Annotated in this window: 23 protein-coding genes and 1 tRNA gene; 12 read left to right on the forward strand and 12 right to left on the reverse strand. The window is 67.1% G+C overall.

Annotated features, from left to right (window positions below; all coding sequences use genetic code 11):
- Positions 1-32: 32 nt before the first annotated feature.
- Together EPL00_RS00695 and EPL00_RS00700 are read right to left on the reverse strand one after the other, a co-directional pair.
- Positions 33-689 (reverse strand): hypothetical protein, encoded by a 657-nt coding sequence (locus tag EPL00_RS00695; protein ID WP_135852308.1) that lies wholly within the window; start codon positions 687-689, stop codon positions 33-35.
- 90 nt (positions 690-779) lie between these two features.
- Positions 780-1,751 carry an oxidoreductase gene (locus tag EPL00_RS00700; protein WP_135852307.1) on the reverse strand — a complete coding sequence of 324 codons (972 nt, stop codon included), beginning with the start codon at positions 1,749-1,751 and terminating at the stop codon, positions 780-782.
- A gap of 93 nt (positions 1,752-1,844) precedes the next feature.
- Between EPL00_RS00700 and EPL00_RS00705 the strand changes: the two genes are divergently transcribed.
- Positions 1,845-2,264, forward strand: a complete 420-nt coding sequence (locus EPL00_RS00705; RefSeq protein ID WP_135852306.1) for a hypothetical protein — start codon at positions 1,845-1,847, stop codon at positions 2,262-2,264.
- 52 nt (positions 2,265-2,316) lie between these two features.
- Here the strand turns inward: EPL00_RS00705 and EPL00_RS00710 are convergent, their stop codons facing one another.
- On the reverse strand, positions 2,317-2,496 hold the full coding sequence (locus EPL00_RS00710) for a hypothetical protein (RefSeq protein ID WP_135852305.1): 180 nt from the start codon (positions 2,494-2,496) through the stop codon (positions 2,317-2,319).
- A gap of 135 nt (positions 2,497-2,631) precedes the next feature.
- Between EPL00_RS00710 and EPL00_RS00715 the strand changes: the two genes are divergently transcribed.
- Together EPL00_RS00715 and EPL00_RS00720 are read left to right on the forward strand one after the other, a co-directional pair.
- Complete coding sequence (locus EPL00_RS00715) at positions 2,632-3,390, forward strand: DUF7119 family protein (protein ID WP_238398097.1); 759 nt, start codon at positions 2,632-2,634, stop codon at positions 3,388-3,390.
- 262 nt (positions 3,391-3,652) lie between these two features.
- Positions 3,653-3,907, forward strand: a complete 255-nt coding sequence (locus tag EPL00_RS00720; protein WP_135852304.1) for a hypothetical protein — start codon at positions 3,653-3,655, stop codon at positions 3,905-3,907.
- A gap of 111 nt (positions 3,908-4,018) precedes the next feature.
- Here the strand turns inward: EPL00_RS00720 and EPL00_RS00725 are convergent, their stop codons facing one another.
- On the reverse strand, positions 4,019-4,147 hold the full coding sequence (locus EPL00_RS00725; protein WP_135852303.1) for an integrase: 129 nt from the start codon (positions 4,145-4,147) through the stop codon (positions 4,019-4,021).
- Between the two features lie 160 nt (positions 4,148-4,307).
- Positions 4,308-5,582, reverse strand: coding sequence for a M20/M25/M40 family metallo-hydrolase (locus EPL00_RS00730; protein ID WP_135852302.1), 1,275 nt, complete (start codon positions 5,580-5,582; stop codon positions 4,308-4,310).
- 83 nt (positions 5,583-5,665) lie between these two features.
- On the opposite strand from EPL00_RS00730, the gene EPL00_RS00735 reads away from it, so the two are divergent.
- Positions 5,666-5,778, forward strand: a tRNA-Lys gene (locus EPL00_RS00735).
- 465 nt (positions 5,779-6,243) lie between these two features.
- Positions 6,244-7,374: an NAD(P)/FAD-dependent oxidoreductase gene (locus tag EPL00_RS00740; protein ID WP_135852301.1), complete on the forward strand. Its 1,131-nt coding sequence runs from the start codon at positions 6,244-6,246 to the stop codon at positions 7,372-7,374.
- Between the two features lie 33 nt (positions 7,375-7,407).
- Here EPL00_RS00740 and EPL00_RS00745 read toward each other — a convergent pair whose 3' ends face one another.
- Complete coding sequence (locus EPL00_RS00745; RefSeq protein ID WP_135852300.1) at positions 7,408-8,457, reverse strand: DUF1611 domain-containing protein; 1,050 nt, start codon at positions 8,455-8,457, stop codon at positions 7,408-7,410.
- 103 nt (positions 8,458-8,560) lie between these two features.
- Between EPL00_RS00745 and EPL00_RS00750 the strand changes: the two genes are divergently transcribed.
- From EPL00_RS00750 to EPL00_RS00760, 3 genes are all read left to right on the forward strand, one after another.
- On the forward strand, positions 8,561-9,256 hold the full coding sequence (locus tag EPL00_RS00750) for a helix-turn-helix domain-containing protein (RefSeq protein ID WP_135852299.1): 696 nt from the start codon (positions 8,561-8,563) through the stop codon (positions 9,254-9,256).
- 137 nt (positions 9,257-9,393) lie between these two features.
- Entirely contained in the window at positions 9,394-10,872 is a 1,479-nt protein-coding gene (locus EPL00_RS00755) for an APC family permease (protein WP_135852298.1), read from the forward strand.
- Complete coding sequence (locus EPL00_RS00760) at positions 10,865-12,088, forward strand: M20 family metallopeptidase (RefSeq protein ID WP_135852297.1); 1,224 nt, start codon at positions 10,865-10,867, stop codon at positions 12,086-12,088. The genes EPL00_RS00755 and EPL00_RS00760 overlap by 8 nt, the downstream gene beginning before the upstream one ends.
- 27 nt (positions 12,089-12,115) lie before the next feature.
- On the opposite strand, the gene ddh is transcribed toward EPL00_RS00760, so the two are convergent.
- The 4 genes from ddh to EPL00_RS00780 all read right to left on the reverse strand — a co-directional run bounded on the left by ddh (position 12,116) and on the right by EPL00_RS00780 (position 17,791).
- A complete protein-coding gene (ddh, locus tag EPL00_RS00765) occupies positions 12,116-13,051 on the reverse strand; it encodes a D-2-hydroxyacid dehydrogenase (protein ID WP_135852296.1) in 936 nt (311 codons plus the stop codon).
- A gap of 686 nt (positions 13,052-13,737) precedes the next feature.
- Positions 13,738-14,601 (reverse strand): halocin C8-like domain-containing protein, encoded by an 864-nt coding sequence (locus EPL00_RS00770; protein WP_135852295.1) that lies wholly within the window; start codon positions 14,599-14,601, stop codon positions 13,738-13,740.
- Positions 14,602-14,844: 243 nt separating this feature from the next.
- Positions 14,845-16,116, reverse strand: coding sequence for an eIF2B alpha/beta/delta subunit family protein (locus EPL00_RS00775; RefSeq protein ID WP_135852294.1), 1,272 nt, complete (start codon positions 16,114-16,116; stop codon positions 14,845-14,847).
- A gap of 82 nt (positions 16,117-16,198) precedes the next feature.
- Positions 16,199-17,791 carry an Hvo_1808 family surface protein gene (locus EPL00_RS00780; RefSeq protein WP_238398098.1) on the reverse strand — a complete coding sequence of 531 codons (1,593 nt, stop codon included), beginning with the start codon at positions 17,789-17,791 and terminating at the stop codon, positions 16,199-16,201.
- Positions 17,792-17,935: 144 nt separating this feature from the next.
- Between EPL00_RS00780 and EPL00_RS00785 the strand changes: the two genes are divergently transcribed.
- From EPL00_RS00785 to EPL00_RS00795, 3 genes are all read left to right on the forward strand, one after another.
- A complete protein-coding gene (locus tag EPL00_RS00785; protein WP_135852293.1) occupies positions 17,936-18,469 on the forward strand; it encodes a metallophosphoesterase family protein in 534 nt (177 codons plus the stop codon).
- A gap of 456 nt (positions 18,470-18,925) precedes the next feature.
- Complete coding sequence (locus EPL00_RS00790; protein WP_135852292.1) at positions 18,926-19,717, forward strand: coenzyme F420-0:L-glutamate ligase; 792 nt, start codon at positions 18,926-18,928, stop codon at positions 19,715-19,717.
- The gene (locus tag EPL00_RS00795) at positions 19,704-20,747 is read left to right on the forward strand and encodes a 5,10-methylenetetrahydromethanopterin reductase (protein ID WP_135852291.1); all 1,044 of its coding nucleotides are present in this window, start codon (positions 19,704-19,706) and stop codon (positions 20,745-20,747) included. Before EPL00_RS00790 ends, EPL00_RS00795 begins: the two co-directional genes overlap by 14 nt.
- Positions 20,748-20,754: 7 nt before the next feature.
- On the opposite strand, the gene EPL00_RS00800 is transcribed toward EPL00_RS00795, so the two are convergent.
- Positions 20,755-20,961: a hypothetical protein gene (locus tag EPL00_RS00800; protein ID WP_135852290.1), complete on the reverse strand. Its 207-nt coding sequence runs from the start codon at positions 20,959-20,961 to the stop codon at positions 20,755-20,757.
- A gap of 111 nt (positions 20,962-21,072) precedes the next feature.
- Between EPL00_RS00800 and EPL00_RS00805 the strand changes: the two genes are divergently transcribed.
- Complete coding sequence (locus EPL00_RS00805; RefSeq protein WP_162224121.1) at positions 21,073-21,453, forward strand: DUF7573 domain-containing protein; 381 nt, start codon at positions 21,073-21,075, stop codon at positions 21,451-21,453.
- A gap of 30 nt (positions 21,454-21,483) precedes the next feature.
- Here EPL00_RS00805 and EPL00_RS00810 read toward each other — a convergent pair whose 3' ends face one another.
- Positions 21,484-22,092, reverse strand: a complete 609-nt coding sequence (locus EPL00_RS00810) for a TetR/AcrR family transcriptional regulator (RefSeq protein WP_135852289.1) — start codon at positions 22,090-22,092, stop codon at positions 21,484-21,486.
- Between the last annotated feature and the right edge of the window lie 39 nt (positions 22,093-22,131).

The following is a 22,131-nucleotide window of genomic DNA, read 5'->3' on the forward strand; positions in this document are numbered from 1 at the left end:
ACGTCAGCTATCCGACGGCTCGACGGCGGACCTCAGCTCACGGCCTCGGCAATCATCGCGGCCTCCCGGTAGTTCGCGGCCGCGAGGAGACCGAGTCCCGCCAGTAGGACCGCGGTCTCCCGGCGGGAAATCGTCCAGTCGCGTGGGGAGCGAACGCGCTCGAACTCCTCGCGCCACCGCGGACCGGACGGTTGGTGCCAGACAATCGCGCCGCGGGTGGCGACCGCGACGGCGACGTAGGCGGTGAGTTCGTAGACGCCGCTCCGGCCGAGCGCGACCGACAGCGAGGGCGCGAAGCGAGCGGTCTCGACGGCGAGCGACCCGGTACCCCAGACGAGCGCGCCCTGCACCCAGTTGACGACCACGACGAGATAGCCGAGCGGCGTCTCGACCGACCGGAACGTGTTGGCGGCGACGACGAGGAGACAGACCCCGAGGTTCCACGCGAGGAGGGTCGCAAACTCGGCGGCGACCGACCCGGCGTACTCCGGGAGCGCGCTCGCGGCGTTCGTCCCGCGGAGCAGGCCCGCCGGGAGCAGGTAGTAGCCGACGGACCACGCCGCGACGAAGAGGGCGGCGCAGACGGCCCACAGCGAGGCGAACCGGACCAGCGGGTCGTCGTGGTTGACGTACGCGCCGAGCGTCGCCAACGCGGCGAGCGCGGGTCGGTCGGTGTGACTCGACGCCATCTCACCGTGCTACGACGCTCCGCGGGAAAAGCGCTGGGCGTCGCTCTCGGGGAAAACGCCGGGCGACGCAGGCGAGAGCGACGCGGCCTCTCAGTCCGCGGTCGCCGAGCGTTCGAGGTCGTAGGTCACGCCGGTCGCCTCCTCGGAGACCCGCCAGAGGCGGTCGGCGCGGTTCCGGTCGTAGGAGATCTCGCTCGACCGCTGGATTTCGGGCGGGCCGCGCATGTTCAGCAGGCCGCCGGGACCGACGTACTCCCCGCCCTCGATGTCGTGGGCGCTCGCGGCGTAGAGCATCGGGAGCGCGCCGTCTTCGGCCGACTGGGCGAGGAGGGCGTTCGCGGCCTTCATCGCCCAGAGCCTGACCGTCGAGTCGCTCATCTCCGGGCCGCGGCGCTGGAGGTTCGTGGCGGCGTAGCCGGGGTGACAGGCAACGCTCGCGACCTCGGCGTCCGCGCCGTCCAGCCTGCGCTGAAGTTCGTAGGCGAACAGCACGTTCGCCAGTTTGCTCTGGGCGTAGGCCGCCCACTCGTCGTAGGACTCCTCGTGGTGGAGGTCCGCGAAGTCGATGTCCCCGCGTTCGTGGACGCCGCTGCTCTGGGTCACGACGCGGGTCCGACCGTCGGTGTTCAGCAGTACGTCGAGGAGGTGGCCGGTCAGCGCGAAGTGCCCGAGGTGATTGACGCCGAACTGCATCTCGAAGCCGTCGGCGGTCTCGCTTCGGGGAATCGCCATCACGCCCGCGTTGTTACAGAGGACGTGGAGGTCGTCGTGGGCCGCGCGGAACTCGTCGGCGAACGCCCGGACCGAGTCCAAGTCCGCCAAGTCGAGTTCGGCCACTTCGAGCGACCCGCGGACGCGCCCGTCGTCCTCGGTGCGGATGCGGCGCTTGGCCTCCTCGCCGCGCTCCTCGCTCCGGCAGGCCATGACGACGTGTGCGCCCTTCCGGGCGAACGCGCGGGTCGCCTCGTAGCCGAGGCCGCTGTTCGCGCCCGTGACGACCACGACGCGGTCGTCCATCTCCGGCATCTCGGCCGTGGTCCACTCGCCGCGGTTCCGTGACATGTACCGGCGTAGGGGCGGGAGCCACAGAAATCCATCGACGGCCGCGACGCGACGGCAAGAACGCCTTTGCTCGTGGAGTCCTCCGAGTCAGGCATGTCGGACGACGACTCGGAGAACGAACCAGCACTCACGGACGCCGAACAGGATGCCCTTCACGAGATGCAGGTCGGCATCGAACACGTTCGCCGGGGGTACGGCCGCCTGTTGGACTGTCACCACGAGGTCGGCCGCGGGATGGACCGCTTCGACGCGGCCCGCGAGACGTTGCGGGAGGCGGGCCACGACGAACTGGCCGACGAGTTGCGGGACCGCCACCTCCCCTCGGGTGCGGTCGGCGACCGCTGGACCTACGAACTGGTCGAGGAGTTCGAGGCGGGTCTCCTCACGGCGCTCTCGGAGTTCGAGGAGTCGGCCCGCGAACGACTGGCCGACGGCCAGAACCACGTTAGTGAACGGGAGTACCAGCGCGAGTGGCGCGACCGGGCCGAGAGCGAAGCGTGGCGCGAGGACTGATTCCGGAAGCGCGACGCGAAGACGGAGTCCGGAGGTGCGACGCGAGGAGCGACTACTCGCGGCGCTCGACGACGAACCCGCGACACTTCGGGCAGACGACCACCGCGCGCTCGGCGAATCTGGCACCGCAGAGCGTGCAGACGTAGTCGCGCGCGTCGTCGGTGCTGTCGCCCGGTTCGTCGGTTCCACCGCCCCGTCGCCGCCGCTCGGCGAGTCGCCTGAGGAGTCTCACGTGTGGACGGAAGCCGTCCACGGAGAAAGCAATTGCTGACGGACGGCGACTTGTCTGCCCGCTGGCGATTCGAGCTAGGGGCGACCATTGTGGCGACCCGCGGACTTTTGCCCGCTGAGTCCGACTGTTCTCCCGATGAGCGAAGACGGACGCGGGGACCGAACCGGGGACGCGCCCGGAGGCGAGTCGTCCGGGAGCGGTCGGGAGTCGTCCGGGAGCGGCCGGAACTCCTCGGACGAGGAGCGCCCGACGCCGCCGACCGACCGCGAGGAGCCGGTCGGCCAGCCAGTCGTGCGCGGCGACGCCGCCGTCGCGGGGCAGGCCGCCGAGCGGGCCAAGGCCTTCGACCCAACCGACCCCGAGAGCGTCGCGGAGGCCGCCGAGACGGTCGCGTCCTTCGCGGCAAACACTGCCGGAGCCGAGGACAACGTGTTCATGCTCCGGGGCGCGGCCGCCTGCGCGGCGCTGGTGCGCGGGGAAGGCTCGTACAAGGCGGCCGCCGAGCGCGCGGGCGGCGACGTGACGGTCGCGTTCATCCGCAAGTGGGCGCGGGTCCACGACCTGCCACAGTCCATCCGGCGCTACGTGGCGATGGGACAGGTCGCGCCGACCGCCGCCAAGCACATCGCGCGGGTCGGCGGCGAGGACCGCTTCGAACTCGCGTGGGCCGTCCTCGATGGTGACCTGACCGTCCGGGAGGTCCGGTCGGTCGCCAGTTCGGTCAACGCCGGGACGCCGGTCGAGGAGGCCCTGTCGGACCACGGCGTTCGTCCCGGCCGCGTCACGCTTTCGCTCCCCTCTGAGACCTACCGGGAACTGCGCCGCGCCGCGGCGATGGAGGGCAAAGACCCCGAGGAGGTCGTCGCCGAGGCGCTGGACGAGAAGTTCTCGTGAAGTGGGGAAGACGGTCCTGTTGGAACTATGACGCCCCGGAACTACTAATAGCTCCACCACATCCGACCATTCACACCCTTTCCAACTACCCGACAGCTTAGTCGAACTAAGTTATACCCCCACAAGTCCATTAATCCTAATTGGCAGATACAGGCCGCCAATACCGATTCTAGATTTAATTCGGTATATTTTCTTTGGGAAAATATCTCGTATTTGCAGGGTGGGGTTTGGCTTTATATGTGACATCCCGGAACCACCAGCTATGGCACAAGAAATCGCAGTCTTAGTCATCATCGCCCTTGCCGCAGGTGCAGACGGAACGTCTCTGCTTCAGAACCTCACGACCACTCTCGGACCACTCGCTACGTTTTCAGTAGCACCCATCTCAGTCCCTATTCACATCTACCTCTCCGCTCAGATTTCCTTATTCTCAACTAATAGTGACGAAGACGGAGAAGATGAGGACGACGAAGACGACGAGGAACTCAAGGCCGGTGGAGTCGTTATTGAATGGTGAGACAGGTCCGACTCGTCTAAATACAAGCTAGAGCGCCTACCGTCGGACGATTTAGCGAAACTCCGAGTAGAGCAAACGAGTACTATCGGAAGCGGTAGCGATTATCGCCACTCAGATGCCCAGTCGGTAGATGTTGTTCCGGTACAACTCCTTCACGTCCTCGTAGTACGTGTGCAGATACGCGTGAATCGGCTCGTTCATCGACCCCTTCCGCACCGAATCACCGCGCATGTACTTCATCAACTCCTCGTTCGCGTTCTACTGGACGTGCCACCACGTCGTGAACCGATGCCGCCCGAAGTGCGACGTGACCGGCTTGTACTCCTCTATCTCCCTGACTCTAAATAGAACACTTTCTCCCGCGAGAAGTTGACGAGTATCTGATTCCTCTCGATGGGGCCTACTTGAGGAACGCTTTCGCCGCGTCCGCAAGCACCTCGCCAGCGGTCAGCACCTCGGCCCACCGAATCGTCTCGTCGGGGAAGTGGGCCTGCTCGATGGTCCCCGGTCCGAACATCACGGTCGGGATTCCGGCCTCGACGTACCAGCGAGCGTCCGCGCCGTAGGTCGCGCCCTGCGGTTCGGTCCGCGAACCGCCGAGGTCGTTCGCCTCCATCGCGCGCTGGACCGCGCCGACGACCGGTTCGTCGGCGTCGATTTCGGAGGGTTCGAACTGGACCGAAAACCGCTCGAACTCCGGCGGATGGGCGGCCAGCCAGTCGTCGGCGGCGACCACCTCGGCGAGTCGCTGGTCGAAGGTCTCCTCGACCTCGGCGACGGTCTCGCCCGGCGCGACGCCGATTCGGACCTCGGCGGTGAGGTCGGCCGGGACCGACGAGGCCCAGTCGCCCGCCTCGACGCGCCCGACGACCACCGGCCACGGGACGGGGAACTCGTCGTAGAGGGGATGGGTCACGGTCTCGCCGCGCTCGGTTTCGAGGTCCCGGAACGCCCGGCGTATCTCCTCGAAGCGCGGGAGAACGTCCTCGCCGCGCCACCGCGTCGCGGCGTGGGCCGACCGGCCTTCGAGTCGGAGGCGCTTCATCAGGCTCCCCTCCGCGGCGGTAACGGGCCGCAAGTCGGTCGGCTCGGCGATGATGGCGGCGTCGCGCTCGAAGGGGTAGGGGTTCGAGAGCGCGGCCGCGGCCGCGCCGACGCCGCCGGACTCCTCGCCGACGACGCTCTCGACTACGACCCGGCCGTCGAGGGAGTTCGGGGCGGTCGCGTCGAGTTGTTTCGCCGCGAAGACGCAGGCCGCGAGACCGCACTTCATGTCGGCCGCGCCGCGGGCAGTGAGCCGTTCGTCGCCGTCTATCTCGCGCCACGTCGGCTCGAAGGGGTCGCTCGACCACGACTCGCTGGCGGCCGGGACCACGTCCACGTGGCCGTTCAACACGAGCGTCCGTCCCGCGTCGGGGTCGCCCAGTTCGAGGAGACCGCCGACAGACGGGCGGTCGGCGACCGGAATCTCGTCGGGGTCGTCCGGGAAGGAGTCGTGGCTGGCCAACTCCTCGGCGTCGGCGGTCCACTCGTAGGTCTCGAACCCGAGGTCGTCCAGACGCTCGCGGACGAACCGCTGGGCTGGCGCTTCGTTTCGCTCGGTGGTGTCGTACCGGAGTAACTCTTCGGCGAACTCCCGCAGGTCGGCGTCCCACTCGCGGGCGAAGTCGTTCATGTCCCGTTCGAGTGACGACGCGGGCGTAAAGCTTCCGAGAAATCCTAAACGTTTAACTACGCCCGGTGCAATCGAACGAGTGAGGGCTGGTAGCTCAGTTAGGCAGAGCGTCTGGCTTTTAGCACGATTCACCCGGAGATTCCGGATGGTCGTGGAAGACACCAGACGGCCAGGGGTTCAAATCCCTTCCAGCCCGCTTCTGCGACGAACGAAGGTGAGGAGCGAAGCGGCCACGACGGGATTTGAACGAGACGAGTCGCACGCCCGGAATGGCGCGACGCGCCACACGCCCGGAACGTCTCGGCGTTGTTCAAATCCCTTCCAGCCCGTTTCTGCGACGAACGAAAGTGAGAAGCGAAGCGGCCACAGCGTGACCGCACAGCACCGCACCGCGAACTGTTGCCGACAAAACGGAGTCTACCGCACCGCCCTGCACAGCACCGCTCCTCGTCCTCCCCAACCGCCTGCGTTGCTCGCTTCGCTGTGCTACTCGGCCCTCGCGCGGTGGGCGCGGCGCGAACACGCCGCGCCCGCACGCGCCGGGTCGAACGTGTCGCCAGCGCGCCCCGCCGGTCGTCGAATCGAGCGCCACTGTCGAGAGAACGAAACGCTTTCGCTCGCGGCCCCAAGTCGCAACACGCCCACCGTCGTATCGTGAGTAATGACCCAGACTCCGGCCTACGAGGTGGTCGTCGTCGGCGGCGGCCCGGCGGGACTCACCACCGCGCTCTACGCGACCCGACTCGGCCACCGGACCGCGCTCGTCAACCGCGAGGGCGGGCGATACGAGTGGGTCGCGTCGGTCCACAACCTGCTGGGCGTCTCGGAAGACACGTCCGGCGGCGAGGTCACGGAACTCGGCATCGACCAACTCGAGGAGTACGGCGCGGACTACTACCCCGACGACGTGCGCGAGATAGGGAGTGTCGAACCCGACCAGTCGCCCGACGCGGCCGACTTCGAGAACGAGAGCGACGGGACCCAGTTCTGCGTGACCGGCGAGAACGTGACGCTCCGGGCCGACCGCGTGGTCCTCGCTACGGGGTTCACCGACACGCCGCCCAACGTCCGCAATCTCCGGCAGTTCACCGGTCGGGGACTCCACTACTGTCTGCACTGCGACGCCTACACCCTCGGCGACGAACCCGTCTTCGTCCTCGGGCACGACGACCACGCCGCCGAGATGGCGATGATGCTGTTGAACTTCACCGACGACGTGGACCTCCTGTTGAACGACGAGGAGGCCACGTGGAGCGACGACGCGGCCGCGCAGGTCGAGGCCCACCCGGTCTCGGTCGTGGGCGACCGCGTGGACCACGCGTTCGCCGACCGAGCGTCCGACCGCGCGAGCGACGCCGACCACCGGAACGAGAGCGAGGAGGCCGACCCGTGGCTCGGCGGCTTGGAGTTCGCCGACGGTCACACCCGCGAGTACGGCGGCGGCTTCGCGGTCTACGGCAAGGAGTACAACAACGAACTCGCCGCGGACCTCGGCTGTGACCTGCGCGAGGACGGAGCCATCGCGGTGGACGACGACCGCGAGACCAGCGTCTCCGGGGTCTACGCGGTCGGCGACGTGACCCACGGCCAGAACCAGACGCCCATCTCGCTGGGCGACGGCGCGTACGCCGGTATCGCGCTCCACAAGGACCTGCGCCAGTTCCCCGTCGCGGCCGACGACTTGGACCGCATCGACGACCTCGACGCGCCCGCGATGGCCGACGACCTCCGGGCGCGGATGTGGCGAGTCCGGGAGGCCGACGACCACGCCGGAATGACTCCCGAGGAGTAGCGCCAGTGGCGACGGCGAGACGGGTCGCCGACCTCAGAGCGCGTCCAGTGTCGCGTCGAGGAGTCGCCCCGGCCCCTCCTCGTCGTAGACGTTCCCGGCGGGCAGTCCCCACGCGGCGGACTCCTCGTCGGCGTCGCCCCACGTCGAGAGTGCGACGACTTCGGTATCGCCATCCGCCAGCGTCTCGACGGCGGCGACCTCGCGTTCGACGCCCGCGACCGAGAAGCGGTCGAAGTCGGTCCGGCCCTCCCTGCTCGGGTCGTCCACCAGCACCACGGCGTCGGGGTTCGCACCGTGCAGTAGCGAGAGCGTCACGCCCGAGTAGGCGCGATGAGTCAGCGCGGCTTGCCCCTCCACGAAGACGACTTCGTGGTCCTCCGCGACCGAGCAGACCAAATCCTCCACGACGCCCGCGGTGAAGTCCGCGGGCACGCGGTCGACGACGACGCCCCGATGCGCGCCGACCATGATACCGGTCTGGCCGGTGGCGACCCACCCCGCGTCGAGACCCGCCTCCGTCGCGGCCCGGTAGAGTTCGAAGGTGGTCGTGCGTTTGCCGACCGCACAGTCGGTACCCATCGTCAGCACCACGTCGGCGTCTACGTCGTCCACGCGGCCGTCGCCAACGCGCAACTCGTCGTCCGCGGGCGGCTTGCGCACGTCGAACAGGCGGACGCCGAACTCGTCTGCCACGTCGCGCCACTGACAATCCTCCGAGAGGAAGGTGTGCAGTCCGGAGACGATGTCACACCCCGCCCGCATCGCCCGCTTGATGTCCTCGACCCACTCGTCGGGCAACTCGCCGCCCGCGGGCGCGACGCCGATTACCAGCGCCTCGGCGTCGGGGGCCGATTCGAGGGCCTCCTCGGTCGAGGAGACCACGGGAACGTCCGGAACGCCCTCCCGGCCGAGTACCTCGGCCGCGTTCTCCCCGGCCTGCGTCGAGTCCACGACGGCTCTGGCCTCGAACAGTTCGCTGTGCATCACCACGCCGTTGGCGGTCTTGCCCTCGGTGGTCCCGAACTCGCCCTCCGCGAGGACGACGGCGGGGACCGGCGCGTCGAAGGCGTCGTAGAGGTCCATGCCGGTTTCGCACGGACGACGCGGCCAAAACCCTACCCCCGTCCATGAGAGGGACCGAGAGACAGCTATTTAAGCGGGGGTTCCATCTCCTCCACCGAGGCGCATGGCACGAGATACCACGGGTGGGTTGCGACTCACGCTCGACATCTGGCATCCCGACTGCTGGACGCTGGAGGTCACCGACCGGACCGCGGGCGGACTGTTGGGCCACGGCGTCCACCGCATCGACGGGATGGCCAACGGCCGGTTCACGGCCTACGGTGACTCGACCGCGGAGGTGGACGAACTGGTCGCAGAGATACGGGCCTCGTCGCTCACCGACTCGGTGTGGGAGACCGCCGACCCGCACGCCGACGCCGACACGCAGGTTCCGGGGAGCGCGAGTCGCGGCATCGTGGTGCGATACGACATGGCAAAGAGCATCAACGACGCGCTGGTCTCGCGGGGGTTCATCCCGGACGAACCGGTCCGGATGTACGACGGCCGGGAGTACTGGACCGTCATCGTCAACGAGAGTCGCACCGGCGTCCACGAGCGCATCGACGCGGTGCGCGACGAGATGGACGCCGACGTGGCGGTCGAACTCATCACCGCGCCCAGCGCCGGGAGCGGGATGTTTCGGACCGACGCGCTCTCGGCCCGCCAGCGCGAGGTCTTCGAACTCGCCCGCCAGCGGGGTTACTACACGTGGCCCCGCGAAGTCTCGGCGACGGAACTGGCCGACGACCTCGAAATCTCGAAGGCGACTCTCCTCGAACACCTCCGGAAGGCCGAAGTGAAACTGCTGGGCGAGGCGTGACGACTCGGTTCCGGTTCTGCCCTATTTACTAGCGAGAACGACCCTTCGGAACGAAATCGACCGATACGACTTCGCCGAGCCTCCCCCTTCCATTCTAGGCACGGGGGCTTTGCCCACCCATTCGAGTATGATAGGGTATGTCATCACAATCCAGAGACGACAGGAGTCTCTCGCGGGACATGGGACCGCTGGCGGCGATGAGTACCGTCGTGGCCGGGACCCTCGGCGCGGGACTGTTCGTCACGCTCGGCACCGCGAGCGCGACCACGGGACCGAGCGTCATTCTCGTGGTTATCCTCTCGGGCCTGCTGGCGATGAGCATCGCTATCAACTACAGTTGGATGGCCACCATCTTCCCGGCGGCCGCGGGGTCGTACGCCTACGTCTCTCGAACGTTCGGGAGTCGCCTGCCGGGCTTTCTCGTCACGTGGTCGAAGTGGCTCGGCTACATGGCCGCCGACGCCGTGCTGGCAATCGGCTTCGGGAGCTACTTGCAGGTGTTCTACCCCTCGGTGGACCCCGCCCTCGCCGGTTTCGGCCTGTTGACCGTCCTGTTTCTCGTGAACCTCGTGGGAACGAAAGGCTACAGCATCTCGCAGAACGCCATCTTCGGCGTGCTGATGCTGTCGATTCTGGTGCTGGTAATTCCGGGGTCGGCAAACGTCGACATGGCGAACTACCAACCGTTTTTCACGGGCGGGTTCGACGGGTTCGTCGCGGCCGCCGTCCCGCTGTTCTACGCCTACATCGGCATCGCGGTCGCCGGGCAGATGGGCGCGGAGGTCAAGAACCCCTCGCGGAACCTCCCGCTGGCGATGGCGGGCGGCACCTTCGTCCTCATCACGCTGTACGTCTGGACCGCGGCGGTCATCTACGGCGTCGTCGGCGACTACACGACGCTGGCGAACTCGGCGCGTCCGCTGGCGACCGCGGCGGAAGCGTTCCTCGGCGACACGGGCACCGCGGTCGTCGCGTTCGGCGGCCTGCTGGCTACGGCCTCGTCGGTCCACGCGGTGATGGCCGCGGGCATCAAGATGCCCTACTCGTGGTCGTGGGACGAGGTCTTCCCCGCGAAGTTCTCGGAAGTGAGCGACCGGTTCGGCACGCCCCACTGGTCGCTGTTGACCCTCTACGTCGTCGCCGCGAGCCTGACCTTCTGGAGTGCGGGCCTGAATCAGGCGCTCGCCATCGCCACCTTCAGCTACCTCATCGCGTACGCCTCGGTCGCGGTTGCCGCGGGCTACCTCTACGCGACCAACCCCGAGAAGGCGGCGACTGCGGGATTCAACCCCGGCAAGTGGCTCTACCTCCCGATAGTCGTCGGCGGACTCGGCTCCGTCGGCCTGCTGACGCAGGCGGCTAACTGGAGCGCGCTCGTCGCGCTCGACTTCGGGGCGCTCTCGACGCTCGCCATCTACCTGCCGTGGCTGGCGGTCGGCATCGTCGTCTTCGGCGTCTACTGGTACCGCGGCGAGCAGAAGGGGACCGACGTGGAGGCAATCCTCGACACCCTGCCGGGCGTCGCCTCCGACGAGTACGACCCGAACGTGGGGCACGCGACCGACGAGAGCGTCGGCGCGAGCGACGACCGCGTCGGAGGTGCGAGCGATGACTGAGGAGGCTCCTTCGACGTTCGAGGTGGACCCCGACGAGACCATCGACCTGCTCCAGCGGCTGGTCCGGATTCCGAGTCCGTACTTCGAGGAGCACGCCCTCGCGGAGTTCGTCTACGAGTGGCTGGACGACCGGGACCTCGACCCCGAGTACCACCACGTCAGCGAACCCGAGATTACCGAGTACGAGGGCGACAACGTACTCGCCCGCTTGGAGGGGACCGACCCCGACGCGCCGACGCTCCTGCTGAACGCCCACATGGACACCGTGAAACTGGTCGAGGACTGGGACGAGGACCCCTGCTCGGGCCGCATCGAGGACGGCAAACTCTACGGGCAGGGAGCCTGCGACATGAAGGGCGGTCTCGCCGCGGTGATGAAAGCGTTCGAGGCGCTGGCGGAGGCCGAGGAGAACGGCCAGTTGCGCGGCGACGTGCTTCTGACCGCGGTCGTGGACGAGGAGGGACCGTACGGTCTCGGCACCGACCGACTCATCCGGGACGGCATCACCGACGACTGCGACGCCGCCATCGTGACCGAACCCGGCCCGATTCTCGCGCAGGCGGACATCGACAACCCCGCGCTCCTGCTCGGGGCGCGCGGGCGCTACCTCTACGACATCACGGTCAAAGGCAAGGCGGCCCACGGCTCGCAACCCCATAAGGGCACGAGCGCGCTGGTGGACGCCGGACGACTCGCCGAGCGCCTGACCGAAATCGAGGTCGGGAGCCACGAGAAGTTGGGCGACGGGTCGGTCTGCCCCTTGCTCCTCGACTCCGGCAGTCAGACGCTCTCGGTGCCCGAACGCGCCCACCTGATGGTGGACCGCCACGTGGTCATCGGCGAAACCGAGGAGGCCGTGCGCGCCGACGCCGAGGAGGCCGTCACGGACTTGGACCTCGACAGCGAGGTCGAAATCAGCTTCCGGGAGGCTCCCGACCCCGGCATCAAGTACGGCCCTTACGTCACCGACGAGGAGCATCCACTCGTCGGGGCCTTGCAGGACGCGACGCGGAGCGTCGCGGGCGTGGACCCCGAACTCGGCTACTTCGCCAGCGTCGGCGACTTCAACTATCTGGGCGACCGCGCGGGTCTCCCGACGGTCATCGTCGGCCCGGACGGCGAGAACATCCACGGCGCGGGCGAGTTCGTCTACACCGACGAGGTGGTCGAGGTGGCCGAAATCGTGACCGAGGCGGCGGCTGAGTTCTGCGGGTAAACGGACGAAGAAAGAGAACTCTGCTTTTCACACTACTCGATTCGTCAACTCCTCGCCCTTCTGCACGCGCTCGACGTTCCGGCGAACCAAGTCCGCGATGTGCCGGTAGTAATCGCGCTCGGCCGCGGCGCGGTGGGGCGTCACGACGACCTCCTCGAAGTCCCACAGCGGCGAGTCCTCGGGGAGCGGTTCCTCCTCGAACACGTCGAGGCCAGCGCCCGCGATTGCGCCCTCGCGGAGCGCGGCGACCAACTCGTCTTCCACGACGACCGACCCGCGGGCGACGTTGAGCAGGTAGGCCTCCTCGGCCATCGCGTCGAACTCCGGGGCACCGACCAGTCCCTCGGTTTCGTCTGTCAGCGGCACCGCGAGGGCGACGAAGCGAGCGTCCGCGATGGCTTCGTGGAGTCGGTCGGGCGTGTAGACCTCCTCGGTGTGCGGCGTCGGTTCGCCCGAGCGCCGGACGCCGACGACTTCCATGCCAAGCGCGTCGGCGCGCTCGGCGATGCCCCGCCCGAGGGTCCCGAGACCGACGACGCACAACTCCTCGCCGTCGAGCGTGAACGGCTCGTCCCATTCGGGGTGGGTCCACTCGCGGGCCTGCTGGCTCCGGACGTACGTGTGGATGCGGCGCGCGAACGAGAGCATCAGGCCGACCGCGAACTCGCCGACGCTGGCGTCGTGGATGCCCGTGCTGTTGGTCAGGGCGACGCCCTCCGCTTCGAGACGGTCGAGGGGAAACCTGTCGTACCCGGCCTGAATCGAGTGAATCCACCCGATTTCGGCGTCGAGGAACTCCTCGGCGTACTCGAAGGTCACGACCGCGTCGCAGTCGGCCAGTTCGTCGTCACCGACGACGGGGACCGCGAGGTCCGACTCCTCGTCCGCGAGCGCGTCGCGGAGTCGTTCGGGCGGGAACACCGCGCCGACGGACTCGTGAACGCCGAGACGTTGTAACTGCATGGCTGGCAGTCGGTCTCCTCGGCGGTTGAATCTTCGGGTCGCAGAAGTTCTTCGGTTCCGTTTCGGAAGGCGGCTCGGATGAAAGGCCTCGTCACAAGGGGCTCGGTGGGGGTAACCCTCGTCACTGCCGCCATCGACGAGTAGACGGGGTAGTATAAAAAGCGTCACGCAAGACAATCCACTCCGTCGCAACACACTCTAAAACTGCTCGGTGTTTTCTGCGAGACGACGTTACTCGTCGTTCGACCTCGTTTTTCTTCCGAGGAGCCTATCCTAATTCGCTACCCGATAGGAAGTTGGTGAGGATGGTCGGGAGTATCACACCGACGACCAATCCGACGCCGATAGCTATCGACGTGCTACCCGTCAGCTGCTGAACAGCGTAGAAAGAACCGATTGCGAGTACTATCGCCGCCAAGATGATGACGTTGTTACGTGAGTTCATATTTCAGTATCTTACCTGTGCGTATTTTATACAGTATAGTGCATATACTTTTTGCCAGTGTCTTTTTATGTCGTTCTTCGAAGAGGACGGATCGACGCGGTTTAACCGCGCTCGAACGTGGTCGATCTGAGCAGACTACCGGTAATACGAAGAATGTGATAGGACAGCGAGCAACCATCAGCAAAAAAGAAACGAATTGGAAAGTATGCGGTGCAGATCGTCGCCGGAACTATCGGCCAACTCAGCAGAGACCGACTTCTTCGCACGCCGCCTCGCCGACGCCCGTCTCCGAGCAGCCGTAGTAGGCCGCCAGCGAGCAGGTGACACTGACGAGCGTCGTACAGGCGACACCGCCGATGGCGGTGATGCCGAGGATACCACAGGCGAGACCGCCAGCGAGTCCACAGCCGTTCTGACAGATGAGGACCGCGGCCCACTTACACTCGCCACAGACGCCTTGCGTGGTGATCTGGTCTCCAGACTCGCCCTCGATGCGGTCTTTGGCGTTGTCGATGGCCGTCCGAATCTCGTCCTCGACCTCGACGACCTTCTTCGTCGCGCCGAAGCTCGTCGACTCGATGGCGACGTTGTCGGTGGTCGCGGTGCTGAGGTCGGCGTCGCTCAGAACGTCGTAGACGACTTTCTTCTGGAGAATGCCGTCGTCTGCGTAGAACTTCTCGGTGACGTTAGCGACCGAGACGCCCTCGCTGAGGTCGCGGCCGATGTTCACGAAGAGTTCGCCCTCGGAGTCCGAGTCGACGGCAACCGAGACGACTTCGCGGGTCTTACCGTTCGCCTCGAGACGCGCGGCCTCGGAAGTTTCGGTAAGTTCGCCACCTTTCTCGGCGACGATGTCGAGGAGCTGGTCGTACTCCGACGTTTGGCTGAGACGCTTGAGGAGGCCCTTCTTTCGGCCGCCTTCGATCTCCGTGAAGTCCCACGGAATGTCGGACTCGCTGAGGCCGCCCTGCGTTTTCGCGGCGGCGTTACCGAGACCGAACGCCGTCGCTGCGGCACCAGCACCGAGCGTCTTCAGTACGTTACGTCGATCGAATCCACTGTCCGCTTCGCTGTCGTTGCTTCGGGGAATGTCTTTGTCGGACATTGCAATAATTCATTAGTGCCATGGTTGAATAAAATATTCGGACGCGGAGAAATAAAAGTAATTAAGTAAGGAAATGTATCTTAGGCAGAGTATAGTGAGTCATTATGATTATAAACCAAAATAAACCTGTTCTCGATGTATTAAGTCCTGTTGAAATATTAGAAGTTCTACTAATTGGGCCAAACTACGACAAACGTCATCCTCGGGTGCGGACCTGCTCTCGTCGCGGTACGTGAACTCGACTCATTTGTCGCGCCACGCCGCCGAGACCCGCAGTTCGTCAGCTACGGCTCCGATGCTGTTCTCGGCCAGCACGCCCCGCTCCGTGACGACCCGCGAAATCGCGGCCGCGGGCGTCACGTCGAAGGTCGGATTCAGCGCCGTGAGTTCGGCGTCGCCGTCGTACACTGCCGCGGGGTCGCCGTTCTCCAGATGCACCGCGTCGTCGGTCCGCACCTTGTCGCTCGCGGCGACGGCGTAGACCGGGATGCCCTCGCGACTCGCGGCGAGTGCCGCGCCCCGCGTCCCGGTCTTGTTCACGACGCGCCCGTCGGGCAGAATCGCGTCCGCGCCGACGACCATGCGGTCTACCTCCTCGGTCGCCAGCACGTGGGCGACTGCGGCGTCGGTGTGGAGCGTCACGCGGGGACCGGAGCCGTCGGATTCCCCGCCGCTCGCGGCCAACTCTGCGGCGACGCCGACGCCCTCCCGTGCCGGGCGCGACTCGGCGACGAAGACCCGCCGGGCCGCGGGCAGGGCGTCCAGCAGGGTTCCCGACCGCGAGAGGGTCAGGACCGACTCGCCCCGAATCTCGTCGGCGGCGTTCGCGGCGGCCTCCTCGTCCGCGCGGTAGGCTCGCTCGATGCCCTCGCGGGCGGCGCGCTCGACGGCCGTCGGGCTTCGCTCCTCTGCGGCCGCGGCCATCGCGCGGTTCACGCGATTGGCGACCGCGGCCATGCTCGGGCGGGCGTCGAGGAGCTTTTCGGCGACGGCGACGAGTTGCGCCCACCCGACTCCGTCGCGCTCCGCGAACGACCCCGCCCGGTCGCGCAGAACCTCCAGCGCCCGGACCGAGAGGTACGCCGACCCGTGGTCCGAATCCTCGGCGACCTGCCGGATGGTCGGGCCGACCCGCGAGTACGACGCCCAGAGGTTCGGGACGGTCTCGCGCCGCAGTATCTCGGTCGGGTGGACCCACTCGAACTCGCTAGTCTCCCAGTCGGTCTCGGCGTCGCGGCGCTCGCAGTCGAAGAGATAGGGGTGGACGGTCCACGCGATACCGAGGTCCTCGTCCTCGAAGGTGAACGTCACGCCTTCCCGAGCGAGCGTGCAGGCGTCCAGAAGCCCCGTCTCCTCTGCTATCTCGTCGCGGGCCGCCCGGTCGGGGTCGCCCTCGGCGTGACCCGCGACGCCGCCCCATCTGCCGGGATAGGACCCGACCTCCTCGGAGCGACGCAGGAGGAGTACTTCGCCGCGGTTCCGCAGGAAACAGGTCACGACGTGGGTCTCGTCCATGCCCGACACGTCGGTCCCGAGTAGCAAAAAAGGTCGGCGGGGTCGTGTTCGACTACTCCTCGTCGCGCCGTGTCGTCTCGCGCTACGTCGCCGTCGTCTCGTTCGCGTCGCTCGATTCGGTCGTCGCGTTCGTCACCGTCACCGGACCGACTTCGGGCCGGACTTCCGATAGCTCCGCGACGGTCGGCGCGTTTACGATGGTCACGTTCCGGCCGTCGATGTCCACGTAGAACGCGTCGGCGAACTTGCCGTCCGGGATGCGCCACGCGTTCGGGCCGATCTGCTGGCCACCCCAGTACTGCAGCAGTCGCTCGTAGCCACCCACGAACTGCTGGGCGTTCTGCGGTGAGTCCCACGCCAGCTTCCAGACGTAGCTCAGCGAGCCGTTCTCGTTCTCGTAGACGTGGAGTCGGTCGCCGTCCCACCCTGTCGAGTAGTTCGACTCGTAGTTCAGCGGGTCGAACTCGCTGACGTTGCCCGACTGGTTGTAGTCGAACCACTCGGCGGCCGAGACGAGTTGCGTCTGGCCTTGGCTGTGGTAGTAGGGGTAGACGAACGACATCATCACCGCGGCCTCGCCGAGTCGGGCGTAGCCCGGCCGGTCGGGCGCTCGCACGCGCGACCAGCTATCGGTCGCGGTGTCGTTCAGCGTCACGTTGGTCGGCGGGTCGCTCTCGTACCGGAGCGGGTGGATGACCTGCTCGGTACTCGCGGGCAGGTTCCCGTAGAGGTCGTTGACGGCCTCCCATCCGCCGACGTTCCGGACCATGCGGACGAACGCCGGACCGTCGCTGTAGGGCTGGAACTTCATCAGGTAGACCCCGATGTTGGCGAGCTGACCCGCGCTCCCGCTCCGCGTCGCGTCGAGACAGTCCCAGTTCGCGCCGCACTGTCGCTGGTAGAGCGTCTCGGTGTAGCTCGCGTCCCCCTCGACGACGCCGTTCCGGGCGTTCACTTGGTCGCGCAGTTGCCCGTCGAAGGGACTCCCCGCGAGGTCGAACTGCTGGTCCTGCCACGCGTGCATCAGTTCGTGAGCCAGCGTGAGTTCGTCGATTCGTAGCTCCTCGGCGCTCTCGGCGATGACGACGATGCGGTCGTTTCGCGGGCTGTAGAACCCGAGGACGCCGCTCCCCCGGTTCTCGTTCTGGACCGCGATGGAGTCCTCGTCCTCGCCGACGAGGAGCAACGCCTCGAACTTCGCGTTGTCGAACGTGCGGAGTTCCGCCGACGCGTTCTGGCTGGCCTGTCGCTGGCGGAACTCCTCGCGGCTGAGGACCGACACGGGCACGCGTTGGTCGAACTCGACGCACCGCACCGCCTCGACGCGGGCCATCGTCCGCGAGACTATCTTGCGGCGCTCGGCCCTTTGCACCCCGTCGTCTTGGTTCACGTCGATGGACTCGTCGTACCAGACGCCGTTCTCCCACCCTTTCACGTCGGAGTCGGGGTCCGCCCCGTTCTCGGGTGGAGTCGCCGCGCAGTTCGTCCCGGTCTGTCCGACGCCGGTCCCGTCCTGTGTCGTCGCGCTCCCGTCCTGTACGCTCGCGCTCGGCGTCCGTTCCGTCGGGGCCGCCGCGTCGGCGGTCGTCCCCCCGAGTGTCGCCCCGGCGACGCCGGACCCGAGCATCGCGATTACCAGTAGTACGGCTGTAAGCTTACTGCCCTGTGATAGCATTACCCACTTCTCCCCCGTGGGTAATCACGGACGCGCCGGGCAAAAGGTCGTCGCCTACGCCCGCGGGTGGGCCTCCTCGCCGTTTCCACGCTTTTCGCGGAAATCGCCTCCACGCTTTTGACTGATGCGGCCGAAGGCGCTGGCATGGAAGTCGCTATCCTCAGTGACACGCACGTCCCGTCGCGCGCGGACCGACTCCCCGACTGGGTGGCCGACCGGGTCCGCGAGGCCGACCACACCATCCACGCGGGCGACTTCGACAGTCCCGCGGCCTACGAGACCGTCGCGGACCTCGCGGCCGAGGAGTTCACGGCCGTCGCGGGGAACATGGACCCGCCGTCGCTCGACCTGCCGACCGTCGCCACCGTCGAGGTGTCGGGCACGACGTTCGTCGTGACCCACGGAACGGCGGCCACGGAAGCGGAGTACGAGGAGACCATCGCGGAGGCCATCAGCGACGAGTTGACTGGGCCGGGCATCGCGGTCGCGGGCCACACCCACGCGGTCGTGGACGACGACATCGAGGGCATCCGGTTCTTGAATCCGGGGAGCGCGACCGGTGCCGACCCCGCGAACGTGGCGACGATGATGGCGGTCGAGATTCTGGAGGGCGACGTGACCGTCGAGGTGTACGTCGAAGACGAGCGCGTCGAGGAGTTCGATGAGTATCCGGAGTAGGGGGACGTTGGGATTTTTGCATCGGTTTTCGAAACGGCTGTGGGGTCGATAGAACGTGATGACTGGCGTTCGACGAAACCGCGACCGCACAGCACCGCGACCGCGAACTGCACAGCATCCGCGAACCGCCCTGATGCCGACGCCTATCATACCGCACCGCTCCTCGTCCTCCCCAACCGCCTGCGTTACTCACTCCGCTTCGCTCCGTTGTGTTACTCGGCCACCGGAAGACAACCCGCGTCTTCCGAGCCTGCACTCACGTCCGTTCGCGCAGACCTCGCGCGGAAAGGCGCGACCACGCAGGGTCGCGCCCGCACGCGCCGGGTCGTTGCTCTCCTCCAGCGCACGCCGAGTAGGGTGTCGAATCGCGGGTTTCGTCCCACTCCCTGCTTTCGCCGCTCGTATCGCTTGCCCCTATTGGACGGGTTTTTACTGCCGACGCGCCAATTCGACTGCATGAACGTGTTCGCGGTGCCGGGACTCCCCGAGGTCCGGCCGGGCGACGATATCGCCGCCCTCGTAGACTCGCAGGCCGACCTGCGTGACGACGACGTACTGCTGGTCGCCAGCACCATCGTCTCGAAAGCGGAGGGTCGTCGCGCCGACTTGGCGGACTTCCCGGCGGGACCCAGAGCGAGAGAAATCGCGGAGCGACTGGAGGAGATTTCGGGCGACGAGAAAGACCCCCGGTTCGCGCAGGCCGTGCTGGAGGAGAGTACCGAGATAATCATGGAGGCACCGTTCCTGCTGACCGCGACGAAGTTCGGCCACGTCGGCGTCAACGCGGGCATCGACCGGTCGAACGTCGGCGGAGCGGGCGAGGGCGAAGCGGGCGACGACGGCGCGGACTTGCTCTTGCTCCCGGAGCGCCCGAGCGAGAGCGCGGCCCGGATACGCGAGAATCTCGAATCGGACCCCGCCGTCGTCGTGACCGACACCTCCGGGCGACCGTTCCGGCACGGCCAGCGCGGCGTCGCCATCGGGTGGTCGGGCATCCCGGCGAGTCGGGACTGGCGCGGCGAGGAGGACCGCGACGGCCACGAACTCGAAGTCACCGTGGAGGCCGTGGTGGACGAACTCGCGGCCGCGGCGAACCTCGTGACCGGCGAGGGCGACGACGGCCTGCCCGTGGCGGTCGTCCGCGACTGGGAGTTCGGCGACCACGAGGGGAGCGACAACCTCTACCGGGACATCGAGGGCGACTTCGTGCGACAGGCGCTCAGGGGGTGGGAGTTTGCGCGGGATTGAACTCACGCCCGAGCATCCCGTCTCGGACCTCGTGGACATCGGCCAGTGGGCCGAGGAGGCCGGGTTCGACACCCTCTTCGCCAGTTGCCACTACAACAACCGCGACCCCTTCGTCGTCCTCGACCGGGTGGCCGCGGCGACCGACGACCTCCGGGTCGGGCCGGGCGTCGCCAACCCCTACGAGAGCCACCCCGTCTCGCTGGCCTCGCGGGTCGCCACGCTGGAGGAAACCAGCGACGGCCGGGCGGTCTACGGTCTCGGCGCGGGCGACCGCTCGACGCTCCGGAACCTCGGATTCGAGCGCGACAAGCCCCTCCGGCGCGTGCTGGAGTCGATGAAGGTCGCCCAGAAGCTCTGGTCCGGCGAGCGCGTGGACCACGACGGGACCTTTCGGGCGACCGACGCGGGCCTGAACTACGCCGACGCCATCGGCGGGGGCGAAGTGGGTGAGGCTGAGCGAGCAGGTGACGACGCCGACGCCAGCAGTGAGATTCCGGTCTACGTCGGCGCGCAGGGACCCCACATGATTCGGATGGCGGCGAAACACGCCGACGGCGTGCTGGTCAACGCCTCCCACCCCGACGACTTCGCGTGGGCCGACGAGCAGGTCGCGGAGGGACTCGCAGACCGGCCCTCCTCGCGGGGCGGCCCCGAAGCGTTCGACTTCGCGGCCTACGCCAGCGTCAGCGTCGCCGACGAGACCGACGAGGCTCGGGAGGCCGCGCGCCCGCCGGTCGCGTTCATCGCGGCCGGAGCGGCCCCGCCGGTCCTCGACAGGCACGGTATCGAGAGCGACGCGGCCGAGCGAATCGGCGATGCCATCGAGTCGGGCGAGTTCACCGACGCCTTCGAGCGAGTGACGCCCGCGATGATAGACGCCTTCTGCATCGCCGGGACGCCAGACGAGGCCGCCGAGAAGATAGCTGGCGTGTTGGAGTACGCCGACAGCTTCGTCGCCGGGTCGCCGCTCGGCCCGGACCCTAAGGAGGCGGTCGAACTCGTCGCGGCGGCGCTGGACGAGACCGAGTAGAACGAGTCTACTGGCGCTGTGCGGGCGGTTTTCCGGCCGACTCGGGGACGAGGAGGTCGACGACCGCGCCAGCGGTGAGATACGCCAGCACCAGCGACGACCCCGCGACGAAGATGAACCCCATCGCCAGCAGGATGATGGAAGTCGGGAACGCCAGCGCGGCGTCGGTGAAGTAGCCGATCATGTCCACGACGTTCTGGATGATGCTCGCCATGTCTACCCCTCCGGAGTCCGGATACTTGTTTGCTCCGTCTGCTGACGAGGAGTCCGGAACGAACGACTGCGCTCCGGCACGCTTACGACGGGGGCCTCCGTAGTCCGGTGCGTGCCAGAGGACGCATCGCTCGACGCCTTCGCTTCGACCGGCGACGACGAGACCGACTCGACCGACAGCGAGTCCCGGAGCGGCGAGTCGGCGGCGACCGACTGCGAACCTCCCGAAACCGATTCCGCCGAGTCCACTGAGTCTGCCGAGTCCACTGAGTCTGCCGAGTCCACTGAGTCTGCCGAGTCCACTGAGTCTGCCGTTGGCGACCCTGCCGAGTCCGCCCCGACCGCCGAGGAGGCCGACCCCGCCGTCTCGACCTACCGGTGGTCGCCAGCGGGCGGCGAGTGCGCCGACTGCGGCGAGACCGCCTCGCGTCGCTGGCGGGCAGACGGCGAGCGAGACGGCGCGCTGGTCTGTGGCGACTGCAAGGAGTGGTAGGCGGCGGTCCCCGCGGCGCGCGGCGTGCGCTCAGTCCGCCTTCGAGAGGCAGTTATCGACGTAGGCGTCCAACTCCTCGTGGACATCTCGCGTCGCGTCCGAAGTCTCGGTCGTCACGCAGTCGGTCATCGCGCCGTTGGCGAGCGTCAGCAGGAACGACGCGGTCCGGTCCGGGTCCACCTCCCGGAAGAGTCCGGCCTCGATACCGTCGGCCACGATGCCCGCGATGTGGTCGCGGAAGAACTCGTTGCTCCGGGTGAAGTGGGCCGCGTAGTCGTCGTCGTGGACCGCCTGCATGCGCAGTTCCACGACGACGCCGACGAACTCCTCGCTCGGTCCGTCGTCCGGGGCGGCCAGCGACCCGACGAGCGACCGGAGTCGCTCGTCGGGGTTCGCCCCCTCGCTCAACGTGATTCCCTCCTCGAAGTGGTCGAGGACGAATTCGAGGAAATCGACAAGCAGGTCGTCTTTCCCGTCGTGGTGGTGATAGAGCAGCGACTTGCTCTTGGAGAACTCGTCGGCGATGCGCTGTATCGTTAGGTCGGCGTACCCGTGTTTCACTAGTGCCTGATACGTGGCTTCCATGATGGCCGTACGGGTGTCGTCGGCCGAGTCGTCGAAGAGACCGTCGGGCGGCATATGATTGAGTGAAGACGTAGCGCAGAGGGAACCTTTAAC

The sequence above is a fragment of the Halorussus salinus genome (assembly GCF_004765815.2).
Lineage (GTDB): Archaea > Halobacteriota > Halobacteria > Halobacteriales > Haladaptataceae > Halorussus > Halorussus salinus.

Bases quoted from the DNA above. Each gene is read 5' to 3' on its own strand.
- EPL00_RS00695 (WP_135852308.1), bottom strand. From the start codon at position 689: ATGGCGTCGAGTCACACCGACCGACCCGCGCTCGCCGCGTTGGCGACG.
- EPL00_RS00700 (WP_135852307.1), bottom strand. From the start codon at position 1,751: ATGTCACGGAACCGCGGCGAGTGGACCACGGCCGAGATGCCGGAGATG.
- EPL00_RS00705 (WP_135852306.1), top strand. From the start codon at position 1,845: ATGTCGGACGACGACTCGGAGAACGAACCAGCACTCACGGACGCCGAA.
- EPL00_RS00715 (WP_238398097.1), top strand. From the start codon at position 2,632: ATGAGCGAAGACGGACGCGGGGACCGAACCGGGGACGCGCCCGGAGGC.
- EPL00_RS00720 (WP_135852304.1), top strand. From the start codon at position 3,653: ATGGCACAAGAAATCGCAGTCTTAGTCATCATCGCCCTTGCCGCAGGT.
- EPL00_RS00725 (WP_135852303.1), bottom strand. From the start codon at position 4,147: ATGAAGTACATGCGCGGTGATTCGGTGCGGAAGGGGTCGATGAACGAG.
- EPL00_RS00730 (WP_135852302.1), bottom strand. From the start codon at position 5,582: ATGAACGACTTCGCCCGCGAGTGGGACGCCGACCTGCGGGAGTTCGCC.
- EPL00_RS00740 (WP_135852301.1), top strand. From the start codon at position 6,244: ATGACCCAGACTCCGGCCTACGAGGTGGTCGTCGTCGGCGGCGGCCCG.
- EPL00_RS00745 (WP_135852300.1), bottom strand. From the start codon at position 8,457: ATGGACCTCTACGACGCCTTCGACGCGCCGGTCCCCGCCGTCGTCCTC.
- EPL00_RS00750 (WP_135852299.1), top strand. From the start codon at position 8,561: ATGGCACGAGATACCACGGGTGGGTTGCGACTCACGCTCGACATCTGG.
- EPL00_RS00755 (WP_135852298.1), top strand. From the start codon at position 9,394: ATGTCATCACAATCCAGAGACGACAGGAGTCTCTCGCGGGACATGGGA.
- EPL00_RS00760 (WP_135852297.1), top strand. From the start codon at position 10,865: ATGACTGAGGAGGCTCCTTCGACGTTCGAGGTGGACCCCGACGAGACC.
- ddh (WP_135852296.1), bottom strand. From the start codon at position 13,051: ATGCAGTTACAACGTCTCGGCGTTCACGAGTCCGTCGGCGCGGTGTTC.
- EPL00_RS00770 (WP_135852295.1), bottom strand. From the start codon at position 14,601: ATGTCCGACAAAGACATTCCCCGAAGCAACGACAGCGAAGCGGACAGT.
- EPL00_RS00775 (WP_135852294.1), bottom strand. From the start codon at position 16,116: ATGGACGAGACCCACGTCGTGACCTGTTTCCTGCGGAACCGCGGCGAA.
- EPL00_RS00780 (WP_238398098.1), bottom strand. From the start codon at position 17,791: ATGCTATCACAGGGCAGTAAGCTTACAGCCGTACTACTGGTAATCGCG.
- EPL00_RS00785 (WP_135852293.1), top strand. From the start codon at position 17,936: ATGGAAGTCGCTATCCTCAGTGACACGCACGTCCCGTCGCGCGCGGAC.
- EPL00_RS00790 (WP_135852292.1), top strand. From the start codon at position 18,926: ATGAACGTGTTCGCGGTGCCGGGACTCCCCGAGGTCCGGCCGGGCGAC.
- EPL00_RS00800 (WP_135852290.1), bottom strand. From the start codon at position 20,961: ATGGCGAGCATCATCCAGAACGTCGTGGACATGATCGGCTACTTCACC.
- EPL00_RS00810 (WP_135852289.1), bottom strand. From the start codon at position 22,092: ATGCCGCCCGACGGTCTCTTCGACGACTCGGCCGACGACACCCGTACG.